Origin of the sequence: Corynebacterium vitaeruminis DSM 20294, assembly GCF_000550805.1 — a bacterium.
GTDB classification, from domain to species: Bacteria; Actinomycetota; Actinomycetes; order Mycobacteriales; family Mycobacteriaceae; genus Corynebacterium; species Corynebacterium vitaeruminis.
In genome coordinates this window covers 1,310,998-1,334,712 of record NZ_CP004353.1, presented here as the reverse complement: position 1 = coordinate 1,334,712, position 23,715 = coordinate 1,310,998, and the positions used below count along the sequence as shown (strand labels likewise).

At 66.5% G+C, this 23,715-nt stretch carries 17 protein-coding genes; 5 read left to right on the top strand and 12 right to left on the bottom strand.

What is annotated here, in order from left to right; genetic code table 11:
- Positions 1-8 precede the first annotated feature (8 nt).
- A complete protein-coding gene (locus B843_RS06170; protein WP_210766200.1) occupies positions 9-1,223 on the bottom strand; it encodes an MFS transporter in 1,215 nt (404 codons plus the stop codon).
- Between the two features lie 178 nt (positions 1,224-1,401).
- Complete coding sequence (locus tag B843_RS06165; RefSeq protein ID WP_025252646.1) at positions 1,402-2,421, bottom strand: 3-isopropylmalate dehydrogenase; 1,020 nt, start codon at positions 2,419-2,421, stop codon at positions 1,402-1,404.
- Positions 2,422-2,676: 255 nt separating this feature from the next.
- Here B843_RS06165 and B843_RS06160 point away from each other — a divergent pair, with 255 nt between their 5' ends.
- Entirely contained in the window at positions 2,677-4,590 is a 1,914-nt protein-coding gene (locus B843_RS06160; RefSeq protein ID WP_038595347.1) for a 6-carboxyhexanoate--CoA ligase, read from the top strand.
- 67 nt (positions 4,591-4,657) lie between these two features.
- Here B843_RS06160 and serA read toward each other — a convergent pair whose 3' ends face one another.
- The 7 genes from serA to B843_RS06125 form a co-directional block, all read right to left on the bottom strand.
- Positions 4,658-6,250 (bottom strand): phosphoglycerate dehydrogenase, encoded by a 1,593-nt coding sequence (serA, locus tag B843_RS06155; RefSeq protein WP_025252644.1) that lies wholly within the window; start codon positions 6,248-6,250, stop codon positions 4,658-4,660.
- A gap of 170 nt (positions 6,251-6,420) precedes the next feature.
- Positions 6,421-8,088, bottom strand: a complete 1,668-nt coding sequence (locus tag B843_RS13240) for a hypothetical protein (protein ID WP_025252643.1) — start codon at positions 8,086-8,088, stop codon at positions 6,421-6,423.
- A gap of 38 nt (positions 8,089-8,126) precedes the next feature.
- On the bottom strand, positions 8,127-9,944 hold the full coding sequence (locus tag B843_RS06145) for a GmrSD restriction endonuclease domain-containing protein (protein WP_025252642.1): 1,818 nt from the start codon (positions 9,942-9,944) through the stop codon (positions 8,127-8,129).
- Between the two features lie 27 nt (positions 9,945-9,971).
- Positions 9,972-10,949, bottom strand: a complete 978-nt coding sequence (locus B843_RS06140) for a cation diffusion facilitator family transporter (RefSeq protein ID WP_025252641.1) — start codon at positions 10,947-10,949, stop codon at positions 9,972-9,974.
- Positions 10,950-11,209: 260 nt separating this feature from the next.
- Positions 11,210-12,223 carry a ketol-acid reductoisomerase gene (ilvC, locus tag B843_RS06135; protein ID WP_025252640.1) on the bottom strand — a complete coding sequence of 338 codons (1,014 nt, stop codon included), beginning with the start codon at positions 12,221-12,223 and terminating at the stop codon, positions 11,210-11,212.
- Positions 12,224-12,314: 91 nt separating this feature from the next.
- A complete protein-coding gene (gene ilvN / locus B843_RS06130; protein WP_025252639.1) occupies positions 12,315-12,833 on the bottom strand; it encodes an acetolactate synthase small subunit in 519 nt (172 codons plus the stop codon).
- 16 nt (positions 12,834-12,849) lie between these two features.
- Positions 12,850-14,742 (bottom strand): acetolactate synthase large subunit, encoded by a 1,893-nt coding sequence (locus tag B843_RS06125; RefSeq protein ID WP_025252638.1) that lies wholly within the window; start codon positions 14,740-14,742, stop codon positions 12,850-12,852.
- A 449-nt stretch (positions 14,743-15,191) separates the two neighbouring features.
- On the opposite strand from B843_RS06125, the gene B843_RS06120 reads away from it, so the two are divergent.
- From B843_RS06120 to ilvD, 3 genes are all read left to right on the top strand, one after another.
- Positions 15,192-16,784: a mechanosensitive ion channel domain-containing protein gene (locus B843_RS06120; protein ID WP_034650295.1), complete on the top strand. Its 1,593-nt coding sequence runs from the start codon at positions 15,192-15,194 to the stop codon at positions 16,782-16,784.
- A 56-nt stretch (positions 16,785-16,840) separates the two neighbouring features.
- Positions 16,841-17,416 carry a PH domain-containing protein gene (locus B843_RS06115; protein ID WP_025252636.1) on the top strand — a complete coding sequence of 192 codons (576 nt, stop codon included), beginning with the start codon at positions 16,841-16,843 and terminating at the stop codon, positions 17,414-17,416.
- Positions 17,417-17,616: 200 nt separating this feature from the next.
- Complete coding sequence (ilvD, locus tag B843_RS06110; protein ID WP_025252635.1) at positions 17,617-19,455, top strand: dihydroxy-acid dehydratase; 1,839 nt, start codon at positions 17,617-17,619, stop codon at positions 19,453-19,455.
- A gap of 360 nt (positions 19,456-19,815) precedes the next feature.
- Here the strand turns inward: ilvD and B843_RS14185 are convergent, their stop codons facing one another.
- Together B843_RS14185 and B843_RS06100 are read right to left on the bottom strand one after the other, a co-directional pair.
- Positions 19,816-20,904, bottom strand: coding sequence for a DoxX family protein (locus tag B843_RS14185; RefSeq protein ID WP_025252634.1), 1,089 nt, complete (start codon positions 20,902-20,904; stop codon positions 19,816-19,818).
- 95 nt (positions 20,905-20,999) lie between these two features.
- Positions 21,000-21,713: an HNH endonuclease family protein gene (locus B843_RS06100; protein WP_025252633.1), complete on the bottom strand. Its 714-nt coding sequence runs from the start codon at positions 21,711-21,713 to the stop codon at positions 21,000-21,002.
- A 116-nt stretch (positions 21,714-21,829) separates the two neighbouring features.
- On the opposite strand from B843_RS06100, the gene B843_RS06095 reads away from it, so the two are divergent.
- Positions 21,830-22,909 carry a glutathione S-transferase family protein gene (locus tag B843_RS06095; RefSeq protein ID WP_025252632.1) on the top strand — a complete coding sequence of 360 codons (1,080 nt, stop codon included), beginning with the start codon at positions 21,830-21,832 and terminating at the stop codon, positions 22,907-22,909.
- 61 nt (positions 22,910-22,970) lie between these two features.
- Here the strand turns inward: B843_RS06095 and B843_RS06090 are convergent, their stop codons facing one another.
- Positions 22,971-23,642 (bottom strand): hypothetical protein, encoded by a 672-nt coding sequence (locus B843_RS06090; protein ID WP_025252631.1) that lies wholly within the window; start codon positions 23,640-23,642, stop codon positions 22,971-22,973.
- Between the last annotated feature and the right edge of the window lie 73 nt (positions 23,643-23,715).

Here is a 23,715-nt window from a genome sequence, read left to right as displayed (position 1 = left end):
CAGAACGTCTAAACTGTCTCCCGCGCCACAATGTTAGTGACGGAATCCGGGTCGACGGGTGCACCCGTGCCGCGGATGCGGAGGTACGCCACGCTGAGCCCGATCTGGGCGGCGATGACCACGATCATGAGGCCTGCGAAGAAGGAGAGGCTCGTCGCGCTGACGATCGGGCCGGCAAGGATGCCGCCGGCCGCGCCGCAGATGTTCATGACCAAGTCGCTGCGCCCTTGGAAGACCGTGCGCCCCTGCGAGGGCGAGGAGGTGACCAGCAACGCCGTGGTGCCCACGAGCGTCGCGGACCAGCCGATACCCAGCAGCAAGAGGCCGACTAGGACGATAGTGTGGCTGCCCGACCCGGCGGCAACAATGGCGCAGGACAAGATATTCAATCCCGTGCCGACGGCGATGGAGTACCACGGGCCCAGGCGGTCAGAGAGGGAACCAAACAGAGGGGCCAGCGCGTACATCGCGCCGACGTGGGACGAAATGACAATGCCGATGAAGCCGAGCCCCACACCGTGGGTCTTGAGGTGCACGCCGGTCATGCTCATGACACCGACCATCGCGAAGTGGGAGGCCGCGACGGTCGCGATGGCGACGATGACCAGCGGGTAGTTGCCCATGCGCGGCACGACCTGCTTGATCTTGGAGATCGCCTGCGGGCGCAGCTCCGGTCGCAGGGAGGACTGCAGCGCCAGAATGCCGGTGGCCTGCGCGCACATGCACACGAGGTAGGCGCCCGCGTACTCGGCGAGCCCGAGGCTAGAACCGAGCTTCTCCGTGAGACCGAACAGGTTGGGGCCAATCACGGCGCCAACCGTCGTGCACCACATGACCAGCGAGAGGTCTCGTCCGCGGTGCTTTCCGACGGCTACGTCGACGGCCGCAAACCTGGCCTGCAGGTTGACTGCAACCTCGGCGCCTAGGAAGAGGAAGCCCAGGAGCACGAGCGGGAAGAAGGACAGCTGCGCACCGGTGAGCGCGGAGGCCGCGCCCAGCATGCCCATGACCAGACCCGTGGTCAGCGAGGCGCGGCGGCCGCGGAGTGCGACCACCTTAGCCAGAGGGATCGCCCACAGCGCAGCCCCTCCCATGGTGAGTGCGAGCGCCGTGCCGCCCCAGGCCGGACCCTGAAGCTTCGTGGCAAGGAGGGAGCCCATGGTAAACGTGACGCCGTGGCCGAGCCCGGCCATGACCTGCACGCACATGAGGGTAAAGATCACTTTTCGTCTGTAGGCAGCGTTGTATTCAGGCATGCCCGATATCCCACCACTAAATAGACTAAGAAGTCTACTGTTTATAGACTTTCCCAGCTCAGAGCGTGAATAAAAAGAACCCTTTCCCTAGTCGATGGGGTCTACCTTCGACGGGAAAGGGGTATGCTTTTGCGGTGCGAGCGGCTTATGCCTTTAGCGCGGCGGCAATGCGGTCGCCGACCTCGGTGGTCTTGATCGGCGCATCACCCCGGGAAGCGACGTCGTCGGCCACGGCGGCCTCGATGCGGGCGGCGTTGTCCTCGTCGCCGAGGTGGCGAAGCAGCATCGCGGCGGAGAGGATCGCGGCGGTCGGGTCCGCGATGCCCTTGCCCGCGATGTCCGGCGCGGAGCCGTGGACCGGCTCGAACATGGACGGGTTGGTGCCGGTCGCGTCGATGTTGCCGGAGGCTGCCAGGCCGATGCCGCCGGTCACGGCGCCTGCCAGGTCGGTGAGGATGTCGCCGAAGAGGTTGTCGGTGACGATTACGTCGAAGCGGGACGGGTTGGTGACCATGTAGATGGTCGCGGCGTCGATGTGGCAGTAGTCCACGGTGACCTCGGGGAACTCGGCGGCCACCTCATTGACGGTGCGCTCCCACAGGCCGCCGGCGTTGACGAGGACGTTGGTCTTGTGGACCAAGGTGACGTGCTTGCGGCGTCCCATCGCGCGGTTGAAGGCGTCGCGCACGACGCGCTCGACGCCGTAGCGGGTGTTCTGGGAGACCTCGGAGGCCACCTCGTGCGGGGTCCCCTCGCGCAGGACGCCGCCGTTGCCACAGTAGAGCCCCTCGGTGCCCTCGCGGACCACGACGAAGTCGATCTCGCCGGGGTTGGCCAGCGGGGACTTGGAGGTCGGGTACAGCTTGGACGGGCGCAGGTTCACGTGGTGGTCGAGGGCGAAGCGCATCTTCAGCAGCAGGCCGCGCTCGAGGATTCCGGGCGGCACGGAGCCGGGGGCACCGATCGCGCCCAGCAGGATGGCGTCGTGCTCGCGCAGGGAGGCGAGGTCATCGTCGGTGAGCAGCTCACCGTTTCGAAGGTAGCGGCGGGCCCCCAGGTCGTACTCGGTGGTCTCGATGTCGTCGCGCACGGCGCCCAGCACCTTGAGCGCCTCGGCGGTCACCTCGGGGCCGATGCCGTCGCCGCCGATCACTGCAAGTTTCATTATATGGAACCTCTTTCCCACGATGTGAACTATTTGCCTCAGAATAGCACGCGGCGCCGCCGCGCACGCGCGAAATTCGGCAACGGACGCCGATAGGCACTCCCACCTGAGGGGCCGCGTTCGCCGCTCCGCGCGGCCCCCTTACGGAGGTTATCCTTTCTCCACTACCCCCAACCCCATTCCAGGACCAAGAATTGAACGACGTATAGCCTGTTCTCGACCCATAAAACCGCCCGATGGGCTATCCTGTCCACCATGCCGAACGCCACCACCAGCCTGTACTCCGTCAAGATGCGCGCCAGCCGAGGAGGCGAGCACATCTCCGGCGCCGAGCGGATCTGCACAAGCGAGCACGTCGGCCCCATCGCGGCCAGTCTCAACGAACGCGCGCTCGGACACCCCAAGGGCACGCCCGACGAGATCCACCTCACCGTCCGCGGCGTGGATCCCGTTTCGATCGGCTACGTACCTGCGCTCGAGGTCGAGGAGGTTCCCTGCCAGTCCCCGGAGCAGGCGCGCGACTTCATTTCTACGCGGCTGAAGGAGCTCGGCGTCGCCGCCCCCGTCGCGCGGCGCGTCGACGAGCTCATGCACACCGTCAGCGGGCTGCGCGGCGCCATGCTCGTCGACGCACGCACCGGCGAGCGCATCGAGCCCGACCGCGAGCGCGGGGTGCGCGTGACCAACCTCGATGCCCGCTCGCAGGTGACCGGCCCCACCAAGAACCACCACCACGAGGCCCTGGTCTTGGCCAGCAAGGTCTGCCACCATCCGAAGATCCTCGCGGAGGTGTGCATCTCCGACGACCCGGACTACACCACCGGCTACCTCGCGGCCCGCGGCACCTATTACCGCATCCCGAAGATCAAGCGGCCCGGCGAGGACGTGGGCACCCGCGTGTTTGTCTGCGCCCCGATGACGGCGGAGGAAAAGAAGGAGCTCATCTCCTACCTGGAGAACCGGGTCATCGTGGTGGACGACGCTCCCGCGCCCGGAGTTGCCGCTCCCGGCTTCGACGAGTTGTGCGCGCAGGAAAACCGCCGCTGGCGCGAGGCCGACCTCGAGCGCACGCAACGGGTCTTCGGCACCGCGCAGGAGGCCACCGCCACCGTCGACGGCGCGGAGCGGGTCCTGCTGTCGAGCTCCAACTACCTGGGGCTTTCCCAGCACCCCGAGGTGGTTGCGGCCGCGACCGGGGCGCTTCGGCAGTTCGGCACCGGCTCGGGCGGCTCGCGGCTCACAACCGGCACCACGACCTGGCACGCCCGCGTAGAGGAGGCCTTCGCCTCATTCACCGGCTATGAGGACGCGGTCTTCTTCGCCACCGGCTACCAGGCCAATCTCTCGACAATCCAGGCGCTCAACAGGCTCGCGGGTGGCAACCTAGAAGTGTTCTCCGACCAGCTCAATCACGCCAGCCTCATCGACGGCTGCCGCATCGCGGGCCTCCACGCGCGCGTCTACCCGCACCGCGACATGGCCGTACTCGACAAGCTCCTCAGCGTAAGCCGCAGCGAGCACAAGCTCATCATCAGCGACGGCGTGTTCTCCATGGACGGCACCGTCGCTCCCCTGCCCTCGCTTCGCAGGCTTGCCGACGCCTACGGCGCCTGGCTCTACATCGACGACGCCCACGGGGTGGGCACACTCGGCGCGCGCGGGCGGGGAACCATCGAGCGCTTCGGCGTGCGCCCCGACATCCTCATGGCCACAGCCAGCAAGGCCCTCGGCGCGGAGGGCGGCGCGGTGTGCACCAACGCCGAGTTCGCTCACCTGCTGCGGAATCAGGCCCGCTCCTACGTCTTTTCCACCGCGACCTCGGCGGCGAACTGCGCGGCCGTGTGCGCCGCTTTAGGGGTCATTGATCGCGAGCCTGTGGTCGTCGACAAGCTGCATGCCAACATCGAACGGCTTTCGCGGCTGCTGCAGGAGGCGGGAATCCCGGTGCCGGACGGCGGGTGGGAAACGCCGATCGTACCGATCCCCATCGGCGACGAGGCCCACGCCCTGCGGGTGTCGGAGCGGCTGCAGGACGCCGGGTTCCACGTGCCCGCGATCCGCTACCCCACGGTGCCCCGCGGGAAGGCGATCCTGCGGGTCACCCTCATGTCCACGATCACCGGGGACCAGCTGGCGCGCTTCGTCGAGGCACTCGCGACCGCCATGTAAATGACGAAGGCCCCGCCACCTCCGCAGAGAGGGGCGAGGCCTTCGTGGTCCTGGTAGAACCGGAAAACTAGGAGAGGTCGATCTGCAGCGCCTTGGCGCCCAGCTCGGTGGCGACTGCCTCGACGACAGCCTCCGGGACCTCTTGGTCGACGCGCAGGATAAGGATGGCGCCGTCGCCGTCTGCCTCCTGGGTCAAGGCTGCAGCCTCGATGTTGATGTTGGCGGCGCCCAGGCGGGTGCCGACCTTGCCCAGTGCGCCCGGGGCGTCGGTGTAGGACAGGAACAGGTTGCGGCCCTCGGCACGCATGTCGACGCCACGGCCGTTGATGCGGACGATCTTCTCGACCTGACCCATGTTGGTCAGAGCGCCGATGACGGACGCGGTCTTGCCGTCGGCCGCGATGGCTTTGACCTCGAGGACGCTGCGGTGGGTGGCGGACTCGGAGGCGGTGGTGACCTTGACCTCCACGCCGCGCTCCTCAGCGATGCGCGGTGCGTTAACGAAGGTGACGGACTCCTCGATGATGCCGGAGAACAGGCCGCGCAGAGCGGACAGACCCAGGACGTCTACCTGCTCGGTGGACAGCTCGCCGCGAGCCTCGACCTCGAGGGCAACCGGGACGCCGTCGAGCAGGTGGCCTGCGACGAGGCCCAGCTTGCGGGACAGGTCCAGCCAGCCAGCGACCTCCTCGCCGACGCGGCCGCCGGAGACGTTGACGGCGTCGGCGACGAACTCGCCGGCCAGAGCCTTGAGCACGGAGTCAGCAACGTCGGTGCCGGCGCGGTCCTGGGCCTCCACGGTGGAAGCGCCCAGGTGCGGGGTGACGACGACCTCGGGCAGCTCGAACAGCGGGGAGTCGGTGCACGGCTCGGTGGAGAACACGTCGAAGCCAGCGCCGCGAATGTGGCCAGCCTTGATGGCGTCGGCGAGCGCCTGCTCGTCAACCAGGCCGCCGCGGGCGGCGTTGATGATGATCTGGCCCTTCTTAGCCTTGGCGAGCAGCTCGGCATTGAACATGCCGGCGGTCTCGTTGGTCTTGGGCAGGTGGATGGTGACGAAGTCTGCCTTGGCCACCAGGTCCTCGAGCTCGACCAGCTCGACGCCGAGCTGAGCGGCGCGGGCCGGGTTTGCGTAAGGATCGTACGCAATGATGTTGGTCTCGAAGGCGGCGAGGCGCTGCGCGAACAGCTGGCCGATGTGGCCGAAGCCGACGATGCCGACGGTCTTGCCCAGGATCTCAACACCCTTGAAGGCGGAGCGCTTCCACTCGCCGTCGCGCAGGGTCTTGTCTGCGGCCGGGATCTGGCGCGCGGTGGCCAGAAGCAGCGAGATGGCGTGCTCGCACGCGGAGTGGATGTTGGAGGTAGGAGCGTTGACGACCATGACGCCGCGGGAGGTGGCGGCCGGGATGTCAACGTTGTCCAGACCGACGCCTGCACGGCCGACGATCTTCAGGTTGGTGGCTGCGGCGAGGACTTCCTCGTCAACAGTGGTGGCGGAGCGGACGAGCAGTGCGTCTGCTTCGGGAACAGCCGCGAGGAGTTCGGGGCGGTTCGGGCCATCGACCCAGCGCACCTCCACCTTATCCCCGAGCGCGTCGACGGTGGACTGCGCTAGCTTATCGGCAATGAGAACGACAGGAAGGCCATTCTGGCTCACGTTTTGTCTCCTGGGAATTCGTGATGTCCGCAAAATGCCGGCACGACCGCGTCGACATTAAGGGGTCCACACCAGCTCTTCGGCGTGCGACTGCAATTAGTGTAGACCAACAACTTCCCACGCGATGCGGCGGAGGGGAATATCGCGCCCAAAGTGTGAATTAAATTCCCCTACCCGCGAATAATTAACCACGGACGGGGGGAAAGTTGCGCGAAGCCATCGTCGTCGGCCGACGCCACCCCCGCCGACTCCCCTCCGCCGGGGGTGGCGGGGCTGACCCAGCCGAAGAAGGTCTGGCCACCCGCCTGCGTGTAATCGCTGGTCACCTCGCCGAACACGGCGCGCGCGGCGTCCTGCGCCGACCCCGCGGCAGTGGCGGTGGCAGTGGCCGAACCGTCGGCGGCGATGACGAGCTGCACCATCGGCGAGCCGAAGCCAAGAGCCTGCGGATCGCTCACCTGGCCGGAGGCCCGCTGGCGCACGACGAGCGCCTTCTGGGGCAGCGACCTCGCCCGCGCCACCTCGTCGAGGACGCTGGCCCACCGGGTCACGTCCTCGCTGGCGATCGGCAGGGAGCCTGAATCGAGGGAAACTGAGACGTGCGTGGAGCCGAGCGCCTGCCGCACCAGATCGCTCGCCTGGTAACCGGGCGCCACCTGCAGGAACAGGAAGGCTCCCCGGGCGCCGGTCTCCCGCACCAGAGCGTCGACCAGGCCCTGCGGGGTGTCCGCGTCCACCGGAACCACGAGAGCGGAGGTCGTTCGCCCGCCGAGGATGCGCTCGACCGCGGACTGCTGCGCGGCCGCCTCGTCGAGTACCTGATCGATGCCCTCGATCAGGCGAGACTCGTCGGCGGCGCGCCAGTCCCCGAGCGCCTCCTCGCCTACCTGCACGCCCACGACGGTCCGATCGGGGAAGACGACGCCCCCGCCGCCGGGCAGCTCGGACGTGGTGGCCTCCCCCAGCCTGATTTTCTCCCGCAGCCCGTCGGCGGTGCCGAACTGCTGCCCGAGCGCGATGAGCGGGGAGTCGGCAAGGCCCGCCACCATGGCCAAGGTGTCGGTGCTGTACCGCGGGTCCGCCACCGGCATGACCCGCACGGAGGCCCCGAAGGAGCGGGCCGTGGCCACCGACGCGATCGAGGAGTCGTTGCTCGCGATCACCACGGGCGCCATGTCGGCGTCGCGCTTGGACTGGACGGGAAACGCCGGCGCCTTCTCGTGGCCCCTCCCCTGCGCTGAGGTCCAGTCGTCAGTGGGCTCGCCGCCGGTTACCCATCCCGGGTAAAGGTAGCTGGGGCGCGCGGGGTCGAGCGCCGCCACCGCCGCGACCGCGCCTTCGGCCGAGGCCACCGGGGTGCCCTCGAACTGGAAGGCGGTCATCTCGCCTAAGGCCACGAAGGTGCCCGGATCCTTGATCACCGTCAGCTGCCCGCGGGCATCGGCGAGGTCCACCTCCCCCACGGCGAGCACCACGCGGGCCCCCAGCCTGGAGATCTCCTCCACCACCGCCGAGCGGTTGGAGCTGTACATCGTCAACATCGGCGCGTGCGCCACCACCGCGATCGAGGCCGCGCGCAGCTGGTCGGCGACCCGAGGGCCCGCGATGACGAGCGTGTCGCTCGAATCGAAGAAGCGATTGACGGCGTCCACCCCGCTGCCGTCGGCGTCCGCGAGCACCTGCGCGGTGGGCTCGAACGCCGAGGAGACGTGCCGGTTGAGATTGTCGGCCTTGGCGCGCGCGAGCACGTCGGCGTCGGTCAGCTCCGCCTGCGCCGTGCAGCTGGCCAGCGTAGCCGTCGACAAGCACAGCGCCGCAAGCAGCGCGCGATACCGCATTCCTTCCCCTTTTTCGCTTGTCGACGGCCTTCGGCGGCCTAAGCCTGATCCTCGGCGAAGGCGGCCGGGCCCTCCTCGCCCGCGCGCAGGTCGGACTCGTTGACGTCGCGCACCGCGGTGGCGTCCATGGCCTGCTCGATCATCTCGACGAAGCGGCGGCGGCGATCGCGGAAGAACTCCTCGGCCTGCGCCGACAACAACAGGTGCGGGTCGATGAGGTGAGAGGCCAAGACCGAGTCGAACTCCGCATCGTCCATGAGCGACTTCGACTGCAGCCGGATGAGGTAGCGCGCGGGCGAGGAGTCCTCCACCATCACGTGCGTGCGACGGCCCATCGGGGTGCGGTTGAGCACCGACTCCGCGAGCACCGGGTCGATGCCGTTGTCCTCGCACCAGCGGGCCGGGAAGATCTGGCGGAAATGCACGCCCATGGAGGAGAAAGTGGTGCGATCGAAGACGGATCCCGTGCGCCAGTCGCGGGCGCCGCGCCCCATGAGCAGCGCGTAGATGCCCTTGTACAGGCCCGAGTTGGGGCCGGCGCTCAGCAGCCGGGACTCGATGAAGGTGGCGTCGCGCACCGAGCGCGGCAGCGGGGCGTTGCCGCCGTTGTCCACGACGGAGCGGATCCAGGCGGTGACCTCGGCGACGTCGGTGGCCGCGCGCACGACCGCGGTGGGCGCGCCGTAGAGCTCGCCGAACACCCCGCACCAGAACCAGCAGTTAAGCCGGTCCCAGGCCTGCTGCTGGGCGAACACCCGCGGATCCTCCGTGAGCAGCGCGATGATGACCGACAGCGGGATGAGCTGCGCGGCGTACGGTACCTGGCTGGTGGTGTGCATGCAGCGAGCGATCATGAACTCCGCGGTCTCGTTGAACGCGGCGCGCATGACGGCGGAGGCCTCGACGAACTCGGCCAGCGTCAGGTTGACGATGGCCTCGCGGTGGGCGTCGGGGTGGCCCTTCTTCGCGGTGACATACAGCGCCACGGCGGTGAGGAACTCGGTGCGGCCGATGCCGTCGAGCGCCGGGAACTGGCGCAGCTCGGCCTCGGTCTTCTTCCAGTCCTCCCGGAGGGAGAACCCCTCGTCCTCCAGCTTGAACACTGCGGTGAGCAGCTCGAAGACGTCCATCTGCAACCCGTGGCTGTTGGCCTGGGCAAAGATGGAGCCGATCCCCTCGCGGGCGGTGCCGCGGTCGAGGCGGATCATGGGAACCGAGTAGCGAACGAGCGGCTTGAGCACGGCGTTGTTGAAGCGCTTGGTGCGCTCGCGGGCGCCCTCCTCCGCGCCGTCGGCGAGGTCGAAGAGCAGGTCGGTGCCGGCGTCCGAGAGCAGCTCGGAGATGGGCAGCAGGCCCGCGGCCAGCTCCGCCGCGCGGTTGACGAGCCCGCCCGGGATCTCCGGGGCGAAGTGGGTCTTGATGTTGCCCTCGGGGTCGGTGGCGATCACGGCCTCGTCCGGCAGCACGTCGGCGGAGACCGCCTTGTTGACGTCCACGTAGAACTTGCGGCGCACCTTCTTATTGCGGAAGTCGGTGCTCTCCACGATGCCGTCCCCGCGCAGGCACTGGTACAGGGTGGTCAGCCGCTGTTGACCGTCGAGAAGCAAAAGCCCCGGATTCTCCCCCGTGTCGGGCGCACCCTCGACCGGCCGGGACTTGAAGCGCGGGACCTCGTTGCGCACGTCGAGCGCCATAAACGATCCCATCGGGTAGCCCCGCAGCACGGTGACCAGCAGAGAGCGGATGCGGTCGACGTCCCAGCGGAAGGAACGCTGGAAATCGGGGAGCTGAAGATCGCCGCGATCGATGCGATTGAACAGGTCAATGAGGTCATAGCTGGGGGTCGAAAAAGCCATGTCCTAGATCCTAACCCGTCTTAGGCACTAAGCAACTTCGCCAGCCTCGGTCACGGCCCCGCAGTGGGTCTCGTGCGAGTGGTGGGCGGCGGATTCCAGCTGTATGGTCGAGTGCTCGATGCCGTTGTCGCGCAGGACCTGCTGGGCGACGTCCAGGACCCCGCACTCGTAGATGTCGCAATTGCGCTGGTCGACGACCACGTGGCAGGTTGCCAGCAGCTGCATGCCGTCGAGCGACCAGACGTGCAGGTCGTGGACGGAAACGACGCCCGGGATCGTGCTGAGCTCCTTTTCTATCGTCTCCACGTCGATGCCCCCGGGGGCCCGCTCGAGCAGCACGTTGACCGACTGGACGAGCAACTTAACGGCGCGCGGCAGGATGAGCGCAGCGATGACCAGCGAGGCCGCGGTATCCGCCCAGGTGATCAGGGTCCAGCGCATAATCAGCGCCGCGGCGATGACCGCGACGGAGCCGAAGAGGTCGACCAGCACGTGGAGGAACGCGCCCTCGATGTTCATGCCCTCCTCGCGGTGCCCGTGGAGGACGACGGCGCCGAAGACGTTGGCCACGAGGCCGATCGCGCCCACGACGAGCATCATGAGCGTATCCACCTGCTCCCCCGAGCGCAGGCGGGCGATGGCCTCCACGACGATCCACACGGAAATGGCGCTGACGGCCGCCGCGTTGACCACGGTGGCAAGGATCTCGAAGCGCTTGTAGCCATAGGTGGCCGTGAGCGTGCGCCCCCTCCGACCGAGTGCCACCGCCACCGCGGCGACGATGAGGCCGGTCGAGTCGCCGAGCATGTGCATGGCGTCCGACAGCAGCGCCAGCGAGCCCGACCACAAGCCTCCCACGACCTCCACGAAGAAGATGACCGTGGTGAAGATGAGCACCGTGAGCAGCGCCTTGAGGCTGCTGGGCGCGTGGTCGTGATGGTGATCATGGCCGTGACTGTGACCATGGGCATGGTCGTGGCCGCGTCCCCCGTGCTCGTTGTTCATAGGCTAAGCATAGCTCACGTTTTCACTAAGTCAACCTTATTGAAAATAAAGAAAGCCCTTTTCAAGTAGGGCGGGCGGCATCCTGCCACCATCCGCGCGTTTGATACCAAGCGACGGGCAAACGCGCAGGTGGTCAGATCTACAGCCCCGCAGACGCGCGGCTTCGTGCCGGGGCGCGCAAAAAAGGGCCCCCGGATCACCTCGGAAGGTGCAGCCGGAGGGCCTAATTGAAAATGCGCTATCGCGCGAGGTTCGAGAGCTTAGGCGGTCTCGGTGATTTCGTGCTTGACCCAGCTCATCATGTCGCGAAGCTTGGCGCCGGTCTCCTCGATCGGGTGAGAAGCAACCTCAGCGCGCAGGCGCTTGAGCTCAGGCTGGCCAGCCTCCACGTCGGCGACCATGGCCTTGACGAAGTTGCCGTTCTGGATGTCGGCGAGGACAGCCTTCATGTTCTCCTTCACCTCAGGGGTGATGATGCGCGGGCCGGAGAGGTAGCCACCCAGCTCGGCGGTCTCGGAGATGGAGTAGTTCATGTTGGAGATGCCGCCCTCCCAGATGAGGTCGACGATCAGCTTCATCTCGTGGAGAACCTCGAAGTAGGCCATCTCGGGAGCGTAGCCAGCCTCGGTCAGGGTCTCAAAACCGTTCATCATCAGGTACTCGAGGCCACCGCACAGGACGACCTGCTCGCCGAAGAGGTCGGTCTCGGTCTCCTCGCGGAAGGTGGTGGCGATGACGCCTGCGCGAGCGCCACCGATGGCGGCTGCGTAGGACAAAGCCAGCTCCTTGCCGTTGCCCTGCGGGTCCTGCTCGACGGCGATGAGCGCCGGAACGCCCTTGCCATCGACGAACTGGCGGCGGACCAGGTGGCCCGGGCCCTTAGGAGCAACCATGGCGACGGTGATGTCGGCGGCGGGCTTGATCAGGTCGAAGTGGATGTTCAGGCCGTGGGAGAAGAACAGTGCATCGCCCGGGTTCAGGTTCGGCTCGATCTCCTCGGAGAAGATCTTTGCCTGGGAGGTATCGGGAGCCAGGATCATGATGAGATCCGCCCACGCTGCGGCGTCGGCGTTGCTCTTGACCTCGAAGCCGGCCTCCTTGGCCTTCTCGGCGGACTTGGAGCCCTCGCGCAGGCCGATGACGACCTCGACACCGGAGTCACGCAGGTTCATAGCGTGAGCGTGGCCCTGGGAGCCGTAGCCGATGATGGCAACCTTGCGGCCCTGGATGATGGACAGGTCTGCATCTGCGTCGTAGTAGACGTCAATAGCCATGAATTAAAGCCTTTCCTAGAAAACTGTGCAATTACATTTCTAGCACAGAAATTACAGAAATGAGACAAATCATCTCATTTTGTGAGATTTGTTAACGGTTGCTGGGAGCCATGGTCTTCGGACCTCGGTTGAGCGCGATCTGACCAGAGGAAATGAGCTCGCGGATGCCGAAGGGCTCGAGCACCTCGAGCAGCGCGGTGAGCTTGCCCTTGGTGCCGGTAGCCTCGATGACCACGGAGTCCGGGGCGACGTCCACGACGCGGGCGCGGAAGATGTTCGCGGCGTCGACCACCTGCGGGCGGTTGGAGGCATCCGCGGAGACCTTCACCAGCATGAGCGCACGCGCGATGGTGGTGTCCTCCTCCAAACGCACGACCTTGAGCACCGGGATGAGCTTGTTGAGCTGCTTGGTGATCTGCTCGATGTTGACCTCGTCGGCGTCGACCACGATGGTGATGCGGTTGATGCCATTGGTCTCGGTCTTGCCGGAGACCAGCGAGACGAGGTTGAAGCTGCGGCGGGTGAACATCGCGGACACGCGAGAGATGATGCCGTCGATGTCCTCGACGAGCACGCTCAAGATGTGGCGGGAAATTTCTTGCTGAGTCATTGTTGCTCGTCCTTTCCTACTTCTTGCCCTGAGCGGAGGCGTTGTTTTCCAGGGAGGTCTCGGTGGCCTTCTCGATGACGGTGTCGATCGTGTCTGGCTCCTCGCCCGCCGACTGCTCGGACTCGAAGAACGGGCGCAGGCCGCGCGCGTACTGGATCTCGGAGTTGGAGTTGCCGGCAGCGACCATCGGCCACACCTGGGCATCCTCGCCGACGATGAAGTCGATGACCACCGGGCGGTCGTTGATCTCGCGGGCCTTCCGGATGGCCGGGACGATCTCCTCTTCCTTGGTCACGCGGATGGCCACGCAGCCCTGAGCCTCGGAGAGCTTGAGGAAGTCGGGCATGTACTCGCCGTGCTCGCGCAGCTTGGTGTTGGAGTAGTGACCCTCGTAGAACAGGGTCTGCCACTGGCGCACCATGCCCAGGTTGCCGTTGTTGATGAGCGCGACCTTGATCGGGAAGCCCTCCACCGCGGCGGTGGTCAGCTCCTGGTTGGTCATCTGGAAGCAGCCGTCGCCGTCGATCGCCCAGACCTCTTTGTCCGGGCAGCCAGCCTTGGCGCCCATGGCCGCCGGGATGGCGTAGCCCATGGTGCCGGCACCGCCGGAGTTCAGCCAGGTGCGGGGCTTCTCGAAGTCGAGGAACTGCGCTGCCCACATCTGGTGCTGGCCCACGCCCGCGCAGTAGATCGCGTCGGAGCCGACCTCCTTGGCCAGCTCGCGGATGACGTGCTGCGGCTCCAGCATGCCGTCGTCGGTCTCCTCCCAGCCGCGCGGGAAGCGCTCCTGGAGGTCGCGCAGGTAGTCCTTCCACGCGCTGATGTCGATGCCGCCCGGGATCTTCTGGGTAAACACCTCGTAGAGGGCTGCGAGGACCTCGGCGGCGTCGCCCACGATCGGGACGTCGACGGCGCGGATCTTGCCGATCTCGGCCGGGTCGATGTCGGCGTGGATCACCTTTGCGTTCGGAGCGAAGCTGTCGGTGTCGCCGGTGACGCGGTCATCGAAGCGGGCGCCGATGGTGATGAGCAGGTCGGACTTCTGGAGCGCGCCGACGGCGGGGACGGTGCCGTGCATGCCCGGCATGCCCATGTGGAGCGGGTGGGAGTCCGGGAAGGTGCCTAGGGCCATGAGCGTGGTCACGACCGGGATGCCCGCGGCCTCGGCGAAGCGAAGCAGCTGCTCGGAGGCGTTGGCCTTGATGACGCCGCCGCCGATGTAGAGGACCGGGCGCTTGGACTCGCCGATGAGCTTGATGGCCTGCTCGATCGGGCGGTTGTGCGGGGTCGAGACCGGACGGTAGCCCGGCAGCTCGATCTTCGGCGGCCAGACGAAGTCCAGCGTCGCGTTCTGGATGTCCTTCGGGATGTCCACGAGGACCGGTCCGGGGCGGCCGGTGGAGGCCAAGTGGAAGGCCTCGGCGATCGCCTGCGGGACCTGCTCCGGGCTGGTGACCATGAAGTTGTGCTTGGTCACCGGCATGGTGATGCCGCGGATGTCGGCCTCCTGGAAGGCGTCGGTGCCCAGCAGGGAGCGGCCGACCTGGCCGGTGATGGCCACCATCGGGACGGAGTCCAGGTATGCGTCGGCGATCGGGGTCACCAGGTTGGTGGCGCCGGGGCCGGAGGTGGCCATGCACACGCCGACCCGGCCGGTGGCCTGCGCGTAACCGGTGGCGGCGTGTCCAGCGCCCTGCTCGTGGCGGACGAGTACGTGGCGAAGTTTGGTGGAGGCGTAGATGGCGTCGTAAAGCGGAAGGACGGCGCCGCCGGGAAGGCCGAATACGAGATCGGTTCCCAGTTCCTCAAGTGAACGGACAATAGCCTGCGCGCCGGTGATGCGTTCTGGCTGCGCCTGACGAGCGCGCTGTGCAACCGTCGCGGGGGTGGGCTGGTGAGAAGCTGCCACGACTTCAGTGCTCCTTGGTTGAAAAGAGTTGTCGGCCCCTCGCCGCTGAGACGGCGGCGAGGAAGTTGTAGTTGTATCGGCCGCCCCGCGCCCCAGGATTACTGGGCGAGAGGCAATCGATTCACAAACCTGGATGATCCATGACGACAAAAACCCCCGCTCAGGCACTTGTGGTGCTGACGAGGGCGCTTGACGACACGACTTGAGGTGAGCCGTTACGGCAGGCGCCGCGCGGGTAGTACCACAAGTCGAATAATGTTCATGGGTCATTATCGTACACGCTGCTGTGGGCGAATACACAATTACCCCCGGATTGTGTTTCTTTCGGGGATTCGGTGCCCGAAATGCCCACTTCGCCCTCGCGCGGGGAGTTGCCCGAAGGCGCGGGCCATGGCCGTCGGAAAGCAAAGCAAAACCGGCAAAGGGGCAAACTTACTACCCTTGGGCACATGCCATTGCCGTATATCTTGCAGAGCCTGTGGACGTGGTTCATCAACACCGGCTTCTCTCTGGCGCTGCTCATCGTGCTCGCCTTCCTCGTGCCGCGCTTCGGCCGCATCGCCATGCGGATCGTCGAGCGCCAGGTCGCGGACGAGCACGTCGACGAGTCGAAGACCCACCTCGCGTTCGCGGGCGTGGCCGTCTACATCGCGCAGGTAATCGCGTACTTCATCATCTTCGTCTTCATCCTCCAGAAACTCGGCTTCTCGCTGGCGGGCGCGGCGATCCCGGCAACCGCCGCCTCCGCCGCCATCGGCCTCGGCGCGCAATCCATCATCGCCGACTTCCTCGCGGGCTTCTTTATTCTCAGCGAGAAGCAGTACGGCGTGGGCGACTGGGTGCGCTTCGAGGGCGGCGCCACGACGGCCGAGGGCACGGTCATCCAGATCACGATGCGCTCCACGCGCATCCGCACCCTCGCCGAGGAGACGGTGATCATCCCGAACTCCAAGGCTGGCGTGTCGATCAACAACTCCAACTATTGGTCGCGCGCCGTGGTCACCATGCCGATCCCGCTGCTGGGATCCTCCTCCATCCAGGAGGCGATCCAGCGCTCCACAAACGCGGCCCGGCGCGCGCTGCGTCGCGACGGCGTGGCCCAGGAGGTCCTCGGCGAGCTCACCGTGCACGAGTCCGTGGACGTGGACGCGCCCGCGACCGTCGGCTCGCCGTGGACCGTGAGCATGCGCTTCTTGTGCCAGGTCAAGCCAGGCAGCCAGTGGAAGGTCGAACGTGCTATTCGCACGTCGCTTATCGACGAATTCTGGGCGGAGTACGGATCCGCACCGACCCTTTCCGGCGCGGTGGCGAGCACGCTCACCAACATGCAAGACGCCAACCAGATGTTGGGGCTTCGTACTCCTTCTGCGGATCCCACGCCGACGGGCGCGTGGCCCGCAACGACGTCATTGGCGGCCACCGGAAGCGGCGAGGACGCCCCCGCTGGTGCGGCCGAGGAGCTCAAGGACCCCGCCGCCAGCGACGCCGGCACGAACTCCGCCACCGACTTCATTCGCCCCCAGGACGAGAACGACTCCCCGAGCTCGGGTGCCCCGCAAACGACCGTGCTGGAGCCGGTGAGCGACCCCGAGGCAGACGGCCTCGCACAAGAGGACGAGAAGCCCCACGGCTTCAAGCGACTTCTCACCGTGGGCGGGCGCACACGCGTGTCCACGGCGGTGTTGCTGCTGCTCTTCTTCGTGCTCCTCGTGTTCAAGGGGCTCACCCTGCAGACCGCCGACTCCTACAACGGCCAGGACGGCTGGCTCGCCCCGGCAAAGACCGCCACCACGCAGCCGACCGCCACCTCTCCGACGCTTCCGCCCGCCCCTGAGACGCAGATGGAGGAGACCCCGACCCTGACCACCTCGGAGCAAACGCCCGAGTCCACGCCGTCGGAGACCTACTCCGAGCAGGCGCCCGCAAGCTCCGCGCCTGCGAGCGCGAACCGCCAAAGCAGCCAGGAGCCTACCCCCAGCAACACCAGCACCCAGGGGCAGTCGCGCAGCGGGGCGCCCACCTCCTCGGCCAACGCCGGGTAGCCCTCGCGGGCGCGGGTTCGCGTCGCGTGCCGGTGCCTGAACTACTATGAAGCTTCATGAGCGAAAACAAGGCCTCCGAGAGTACGACTAATCCCACAAAGGGCGATGCCCGACCCGCAGCAGTCGGGCCGGTGACAGAAGAGTTCAAGCCCGACCGCACTCACTTGCTCGGCGCGGCGGTGATGACGGTGTTCATCCTCATCGGCATCGGCGCGGCCCCGCAGTACCTCTTCTGGCTGCTCATCTTCCCGATCCTCTTCGTCGTCTGGGTCCTACGCTCGCGCACCGTCGTCGACGACGCGGGCATCCACACCACCTACGCCTTCTCCTCGCCGAAGAATGCGGCCTGGGAGGATCTGGCCGGCGTGGGCTTCCGCGGCTCGCGGGCGTTCGCGCAGACGAAGGCCAAGGAGACCTTCTCCCTGCCCGGCGTCACGTTCAACTCGCTCCCCCGGCTCGAAGCCGCGTCCGCGGGACGGATCCCCGACGCACTAGGCCAGGGACTTGCCGCGGCCGACGACAAGGTGCGCATCGTGTACAAGGACGGCCACGAGGTGCTCATCAGCAAGGAGAAGTACGAGGCCATGCAGGCGGAGAAGGGCGAGTCCACGGGCGAGAACCCGGGCGCCTAGTCTGGTAAGCACGAAGCCTTGCTTTCCTGCTCGGGGCCCGTGGCTTTAATCGCCCACCCATGCGATGACGACCGTGCGGCCTCACGCGTACGCCACACCTGCGTACTATTTATTTGTATAAGCGCCCTTCTGCGGGGAGCCTCGACGCTCCCCGCGGCGTTTACTTTCTAGCTATTCCACAAAGAAAGACGGACCAGTCCATGTTCCCGCTCCGTTCCAAAGTCACCACCGTCGGCCGCAACGCCTCCGGTGCCCGCGCCCTGTGGCGCGCCACCGGCACCAAGGAAAACGAGTTTGGCAAGCCGATCGTCGCCATCGTCAACTCCTACACCCAGTTCGTTCCGGGCCACGTTCACCTGAAGAACGTCGGTGATATCGTCGCCGATGCCGTGCGCAAGGCGGGCGGCGTCCCCAAGGAGTTCAACACCATCGCCGTCGACGACGGCATCGCCATGGGACACTCAGGCATGCTCTACTCGCTGCCGTCCCGCGAGATCATCGCCGACTCGGTCGAGTACATGGTCAACGCCCACACCGCCGACGCCATGGTGTGCATCTCCAACTGTGACAAGATCACCCCCGGCATGCTCAACGCGGCCATGCGCCTGAACATCCCCACGGTGTTCGTCTCCGGCGGCCCGATGGAGGCCGGAAAGGTCGTCGCCGTCGACGGCGTCGCCCACGCCCCGACTGACCTCATCACCGCCATCACCGCCTCCGCCAACGAGGCCGTCTCCGACTCCGACCTGCTCAAGGTCGAGCAGTCCGCGTGCCCGACCTGCGGTTCCTGCTCCGGCATGTTCACCGCCAACTCCATGAACTGCCTCACCGAGGCGCTCGGCCTGTCGCTGCCGGGCAACGGCACCACCTTGGCCACGCACACCGCCCGCAAGGCGCTGTTCGAGCAGGCTGGCGAGCTCATCGTCGACCTGTGCCAGCGCTACTACGGCGAGGAGGACGAGTCCGTCCTGCCGCGCAGCGTGGCTACCAAGGAGGCCTTCCTCAACGCCATGGCGCTCGACATGGCCATGGGTGGTTCCACCAACACGATCCTCCATACCTTGGCCGCCGCCCAGGAGGGCGAGGTCGACTTCACCCTGGCCGACATCGACGAGCTTTCGCACAAGATCCCGTGCATCTCCAAGGTCGCCCCGAACGGCACCTACCACGTCGAGGACGTCCACCGCGCTGGCGGTATCCCCGCCATCCTCGGCGAGCTGCGCCGCGCCGGGCTTCTCGACGAGTCCGTCCACACCGTCGCCTACGACACCCTCGACGGCTGGCTCAACGACTGGGACATCCGCGGCGGCAAGGCCATCGACAAGGCCGACGAGCTGTTCCACGCCGCCCCGGGCGGCGTGCGCACCACCGAGGCGTTCTCCCAGTCCACCTGCTGGGACTTCCTCGACACCGACGCCATCAACGGCTGCATCCACGACACCGAGCACGCCTACTCCTCCGACGGCGGCCTCGTGGTCCTGCGCGGCAACCTCTCCCCCGACGGCTCCGTGCTCAAGACCGCGGGCGTGGACGAGGAGCTGTGGGAGTTCACCGGCCCGGCCCGCGTGGTCGACTCCCAGGAAGAGGCAGTGTCCATCATCCTCAAGCACGAGGTGCAGCCCGGCGAGGTCGTGGTCATCCGCTACGAGGGCCCCGCTGGCGGCCCGGGCATGCAGGAGATGCTGCACCCGACCTCCTTCCTCAAGGGCGCTGGCCTGGGCAAGGTCTGCGCGCTCATCACCGACGGCCGCTTCTCCGGCGGCACCTCGGGCCTGTCGATCGGCCACATCTCGCCGGAGGCCGCGCACGGCGGTCTCATCGGGCTCATCCGCAACGGTGACCCGATCAGCATCTCCGTGTCCAAGCGCACCCTGACCCTCGACCTGCCGGACGAGGAGATCGAGGCTCGCCGCGCCGCCATGGAGGCCAGCGAGCACCCGTGGACCCCGAATCGCAACCGCGTGGTGTCCAAGGCACTGCGCGCTTACGCAAAGATGGCCACCTCGGCCGACAAGGGCGCCGTGCGCCAGGTCGACTAGTTATAGTCTCAGCGTCCCAAGCCCCGCTTCCGGTTACCCTGCCGGCGGCGGGGCTTTCGCCTTTCCCCATCCTCCCGCAGACGCGCGGTATCCGGTTATGGCCCCGCCAGAATCCGCGCATCTATACCCCGAGCCGCCGCGAACGTACAGGTGGTCAGATCTGCAGCCCCACAGACGCGCGGTGTCCGGTCATGGTCGCGCCCGAATCCGCGCACCTGCGCACGCGTGACACTGCGGTGTGAGCAAGGCGCCACGTAACCAAGTAGGCATCGGGGCGCGCGGGGCTTTAGCCGTCGACAAGCAAAGCAAAAGCCCTGCCTCCCGAAACGGGAAAGCAGGGCTGCAGCAAGCGAGCGGAGCCTATGCCAAGGGGTTGAGCCCGGCGCCGAACCACCACAGGGCGACGGCGCCCGCGACGGAGAGCAGCGCGAAGATCCACGAGCTGTACAGCGGGCGCTTGGCCCAGCTGCGGCTGACGTCGAAGGAGATCCAGCCCGGGCCGGTGAACTGCAGGGTCAGCGTGGCGACGGACAGCAAGAGGCCCAGCCACACCTTGTCGGGCATGTCGAAGATCGCCAGCGAGTCGGCGGTGTAGACGAAGTGCCCCAGCAGGAAGGTCGTGGCGGCGGTGCCCACGGCCGCCGCGACCGGCGTGAGCAGGCCGAACAGCAGGAAGACGCCCGCGGCCAGCTCCATGGCGGGCACGCCGATGGCCAGCAGGTTCGGCGCGGCGTAGGAGGAGAACTCCTCCTCCAGCTGGTTGAGGCCTCCGTTAGCGCCCATGTTGAAGAACACGCGGATCGAGTCGAGCAGCAGGTACGCCGAGACGGCCACGCGCAGGATGAGCAGGCCGAAGTCCATCGTGCCGCGCTTGGCCTGCACCACCGGCGCCGCGTCGGCGCTCAACGGCTCGGCCGGGAGCGGGGCGGGTGCTGCCGCCGGGGCGGGCTCCGGCGCGGAGGCGTACACCGGCGCGCCGGTGTCGATCACCCGGGTCGGCTCCGGCGAGGAAGCAGGGACCGAAGCCGGAGCCGGAGCGGGCTCGGCCGTGAAGACCGTGGTCGGCTCGGAGGATCCGCCGCGGGGGGCGAAGTCATCGTCGTCGTAGTTGGAGGTCGGCGCGTCCGAGGCCAGGCGCGCGTTGTGGTCGTTGGAGTAGCCGCCCTGCTTGCTCAGCACGGTGGTCTCCTCGCTTTCGGCGGCCTGCTTGGGCAGCACCTCGGTCTCGTTTTTGGCATCGGCGGCGCCGCTCGCGGCCGCTGCGGCGTCCGCGGACTTCTTGCCAGCGTCGGGCGTGATCGACTGCGGCGCCACGCGACCTGCGCGGGAGTAGGCGTTGGCCGTGGCGTTGCCCTGCGCCGAGCCGGAGGCCTTTTTCTCCTCGCCTGGCGCATAGGTGGGGATGTCGTCGAAGTCGCTTGCGCGATCGGGCATGTTCTTCTCGCTCATGATTCCAAGGGTAGGTCACTGAGCGGGGAGTTGCCGGTTGCACGCGTCGGCGCGCCCCACAAAAATACGGGTTTCACACCTGTTTTCCTGCGTTCCTACTCCCCGCAGGTCGCGAGCGCGTCACGCAGCGCCTGCTTTTCGCCCTGCGTCACAGCCAGCCCGTAGCCGTCCTTGACGGCGATGATGCGCCGCGCGTAGGTGCACTCGTACGCCTGGTTGCTCGGCAGCCACTCGTCGGCGGTCTTGGCCTTCTTTGCCTGGTTGGCTTCCTTCGTGGTCGCTTGCAGGTTGCTGGGGTCGTTGGCGAAGTCTTGCCGCTTGTCGACGCTCCACTGGCTGGCGCCCGCATACCAGGCATCCGCCAGCGGGACGACGTGGTCGATCTGGACCAGCTCGCTCGTGCCCTGGCCGCGCTGGAAGTCGAGCTCCTGGCCGGTGTAGGGATCCGACAGGTGCCCGGAGAGCACCACGCAGTTCCGGGTGCCGGGCTTGAAGGTCACGCCGGTGAGGTCGCGGGCCAGGATGTCGTTGCGGGTGTCGCAGCCGTTGTGTCCGCCCTCGACCGACACGTCGTCGCTCCAGGCCTGCCCGAACTGGGAGCGATCGTAGGCGGGCGCCGCCGGATCGTAGGCTTGCACGGCAAGCCGGTCGAGGCGTGCGGCGTCCTCGCTGGCGGTGGGCGAGATGACCACAGGGCTTTCGTGCCTCGCGCTCCACTCGGCGGCTCCGAGCGCCGCCCCCACCACCACGAGCGCGATGATGACGGCGGTTGCCACCCTCGCGCCCAACGACTTCTTCCTGCGTGCCATAATGCGCTCATTGTAGCCCGCACACTACCCACGCCTCGAACATTCCTTCGAGGCGAAAGATCAGCACCCACCCAATTTATGTGAAACGTCAACAATTCTCTGCTAGGGTGGGCCCCATGAATCAATCAAGTAAGCAAACCACCGACTGGGCCGGGGACGCCAGGAATGCCTCCCCCGACGGCGAATTCGTCCGCGACACCAACTACATCGGCGATCGAATAGTGGCGGATATCGACAAGCCAACGCAGCAACCGGACGGGACCTGGCACTGGTCGGCGACGCCGAACGCCTACCGCCTCGTCGCCGCGCGCGCCTGCCCCTGGGCACACCGCGCCGTTATCGTCCGCCGCCTCAAAGGCCTCGAGGGGGTTATCTCCCTTGGCCTGGCGGGCCCCACCCACGACGTGCGCTCGTGGACCTTCGATCTGGATCCGGGCGGCATCGACCCGGTGCTGAAGATCCCGCGCCTCCAGGACGCCTACTTCGCCCGCTTCCCCGACTACCCGCGCGGGATCACCGTGCCCGCGCTGGTCGAGGAGGCAACCGGCAAGGTGGTCACCAACGATTACCCCACCATCGTCAAGGACTTCAACGACCAGTGGAAGGCCTACGAGCGCCCCGGCGCGCCCGACCTCTACCCCGCTGAGCTGCGCGAGGAGATGGACCCGCTGATCAAGTACATCTTCACCGAGGTCAACAACGGCGTCTACCGCTGCGGGTTTGCGGGCACGCAGGAGGCCTACGAGGCCGCCTACCATCGCCTTTTTAACGCCCTCGACACCCTCGAGGAGCGCCTTGCTACCCGCCGCTACCTCGTGGGCGAGCACATCACGCTGGCCGACATCTACCTGTTCACCACGCTCGTGCGCTTCGACGCGGTCTACCACGGCCACTTCAAGTGCAACCGCAACCGAATCCAGGACATGCCCGCGCTGTGGGGCTACCTGCGCGACCTGTTCCAGACCCCCGGCTTCGGCGAGACCTGCGACTTCACCGAGATCAAGCAGCACTATTACAAGGTCCACACCGACATCAACCCCACGCAGATCGTCCCGCTCGGCCCCGATCTCTCCGGTCTATTCACCGAGCACGGCCGCGAGCGCCTCGGCGGCTCCCCCTTCGCCGACGGAGTCACACTCCCTGAGCCGCTGCCCGCCTCCGAGCGCTTGAAGAACCCGCTCCCCCAGCAGCAATAGCGAAAACCCGCGCCCTGGCAGCTGCCAGAAAAAGCGCGGGTTTGCTTTTGCTTGTCGACGCCTAGCGGTAGGCGAACTCAATCTCTGCAGAAGGCTCCACTCCATGAATAATGCCTGAGTAGAAGGAATTCGCTTGGTCTTTTAGCGCCTGGTTGTTTTCATCTAGCCGGGCATTGATTTCATCCTCGTTGAGAATTTCGTTGATCATTTCGCTGGGATCTTTTTTGGACGTGAGCCAGCTAAGAGCGGAGTTGTTTTCGATGGCTGGCTCGAAGTGCTCGTCCAAATGGCCGATAAAAATGAACTTGGGGATGGTTACCTTGTACTTATTGTCCCCTGCCTGCTCCACCTTGACGTCTTTTCCATTGATCCCCAGCTTTGCCCGGTAGGAATACTGCAGGTACACGGTTCGATCTGTAAATGGGAAGGAGAATCCCAGGGATTCCAATTGCTTTCGGTCGGACTTGAGACCTTGAATACCTAGGCTCAGGAGGACAACCTGCTCCTCGCGTTCGACTGCTTGAATAACCTTCGTGTCGCTCGTGGTTTCAGCCGTCTGGAACAGCGTCGCCTTGGGGACTACTCCAAACATGACGGTCGCTGCTCCCACCACGAGTCCGAGAAGCAATGCCATGGTCACACGCATCACCCAACGCCACGTTTTTGTCACCGACTTGGCAGTCTTTTGGGCTGAGCCACCGACAACTTTGGCGGCGTGGCGAAGATCGGGCATGGGGGATGAATCCTTGCGTGTGAGGGAAGGGCAGCAAAACGACTTGATAGTACAACCTGACCAGCGCAAACAA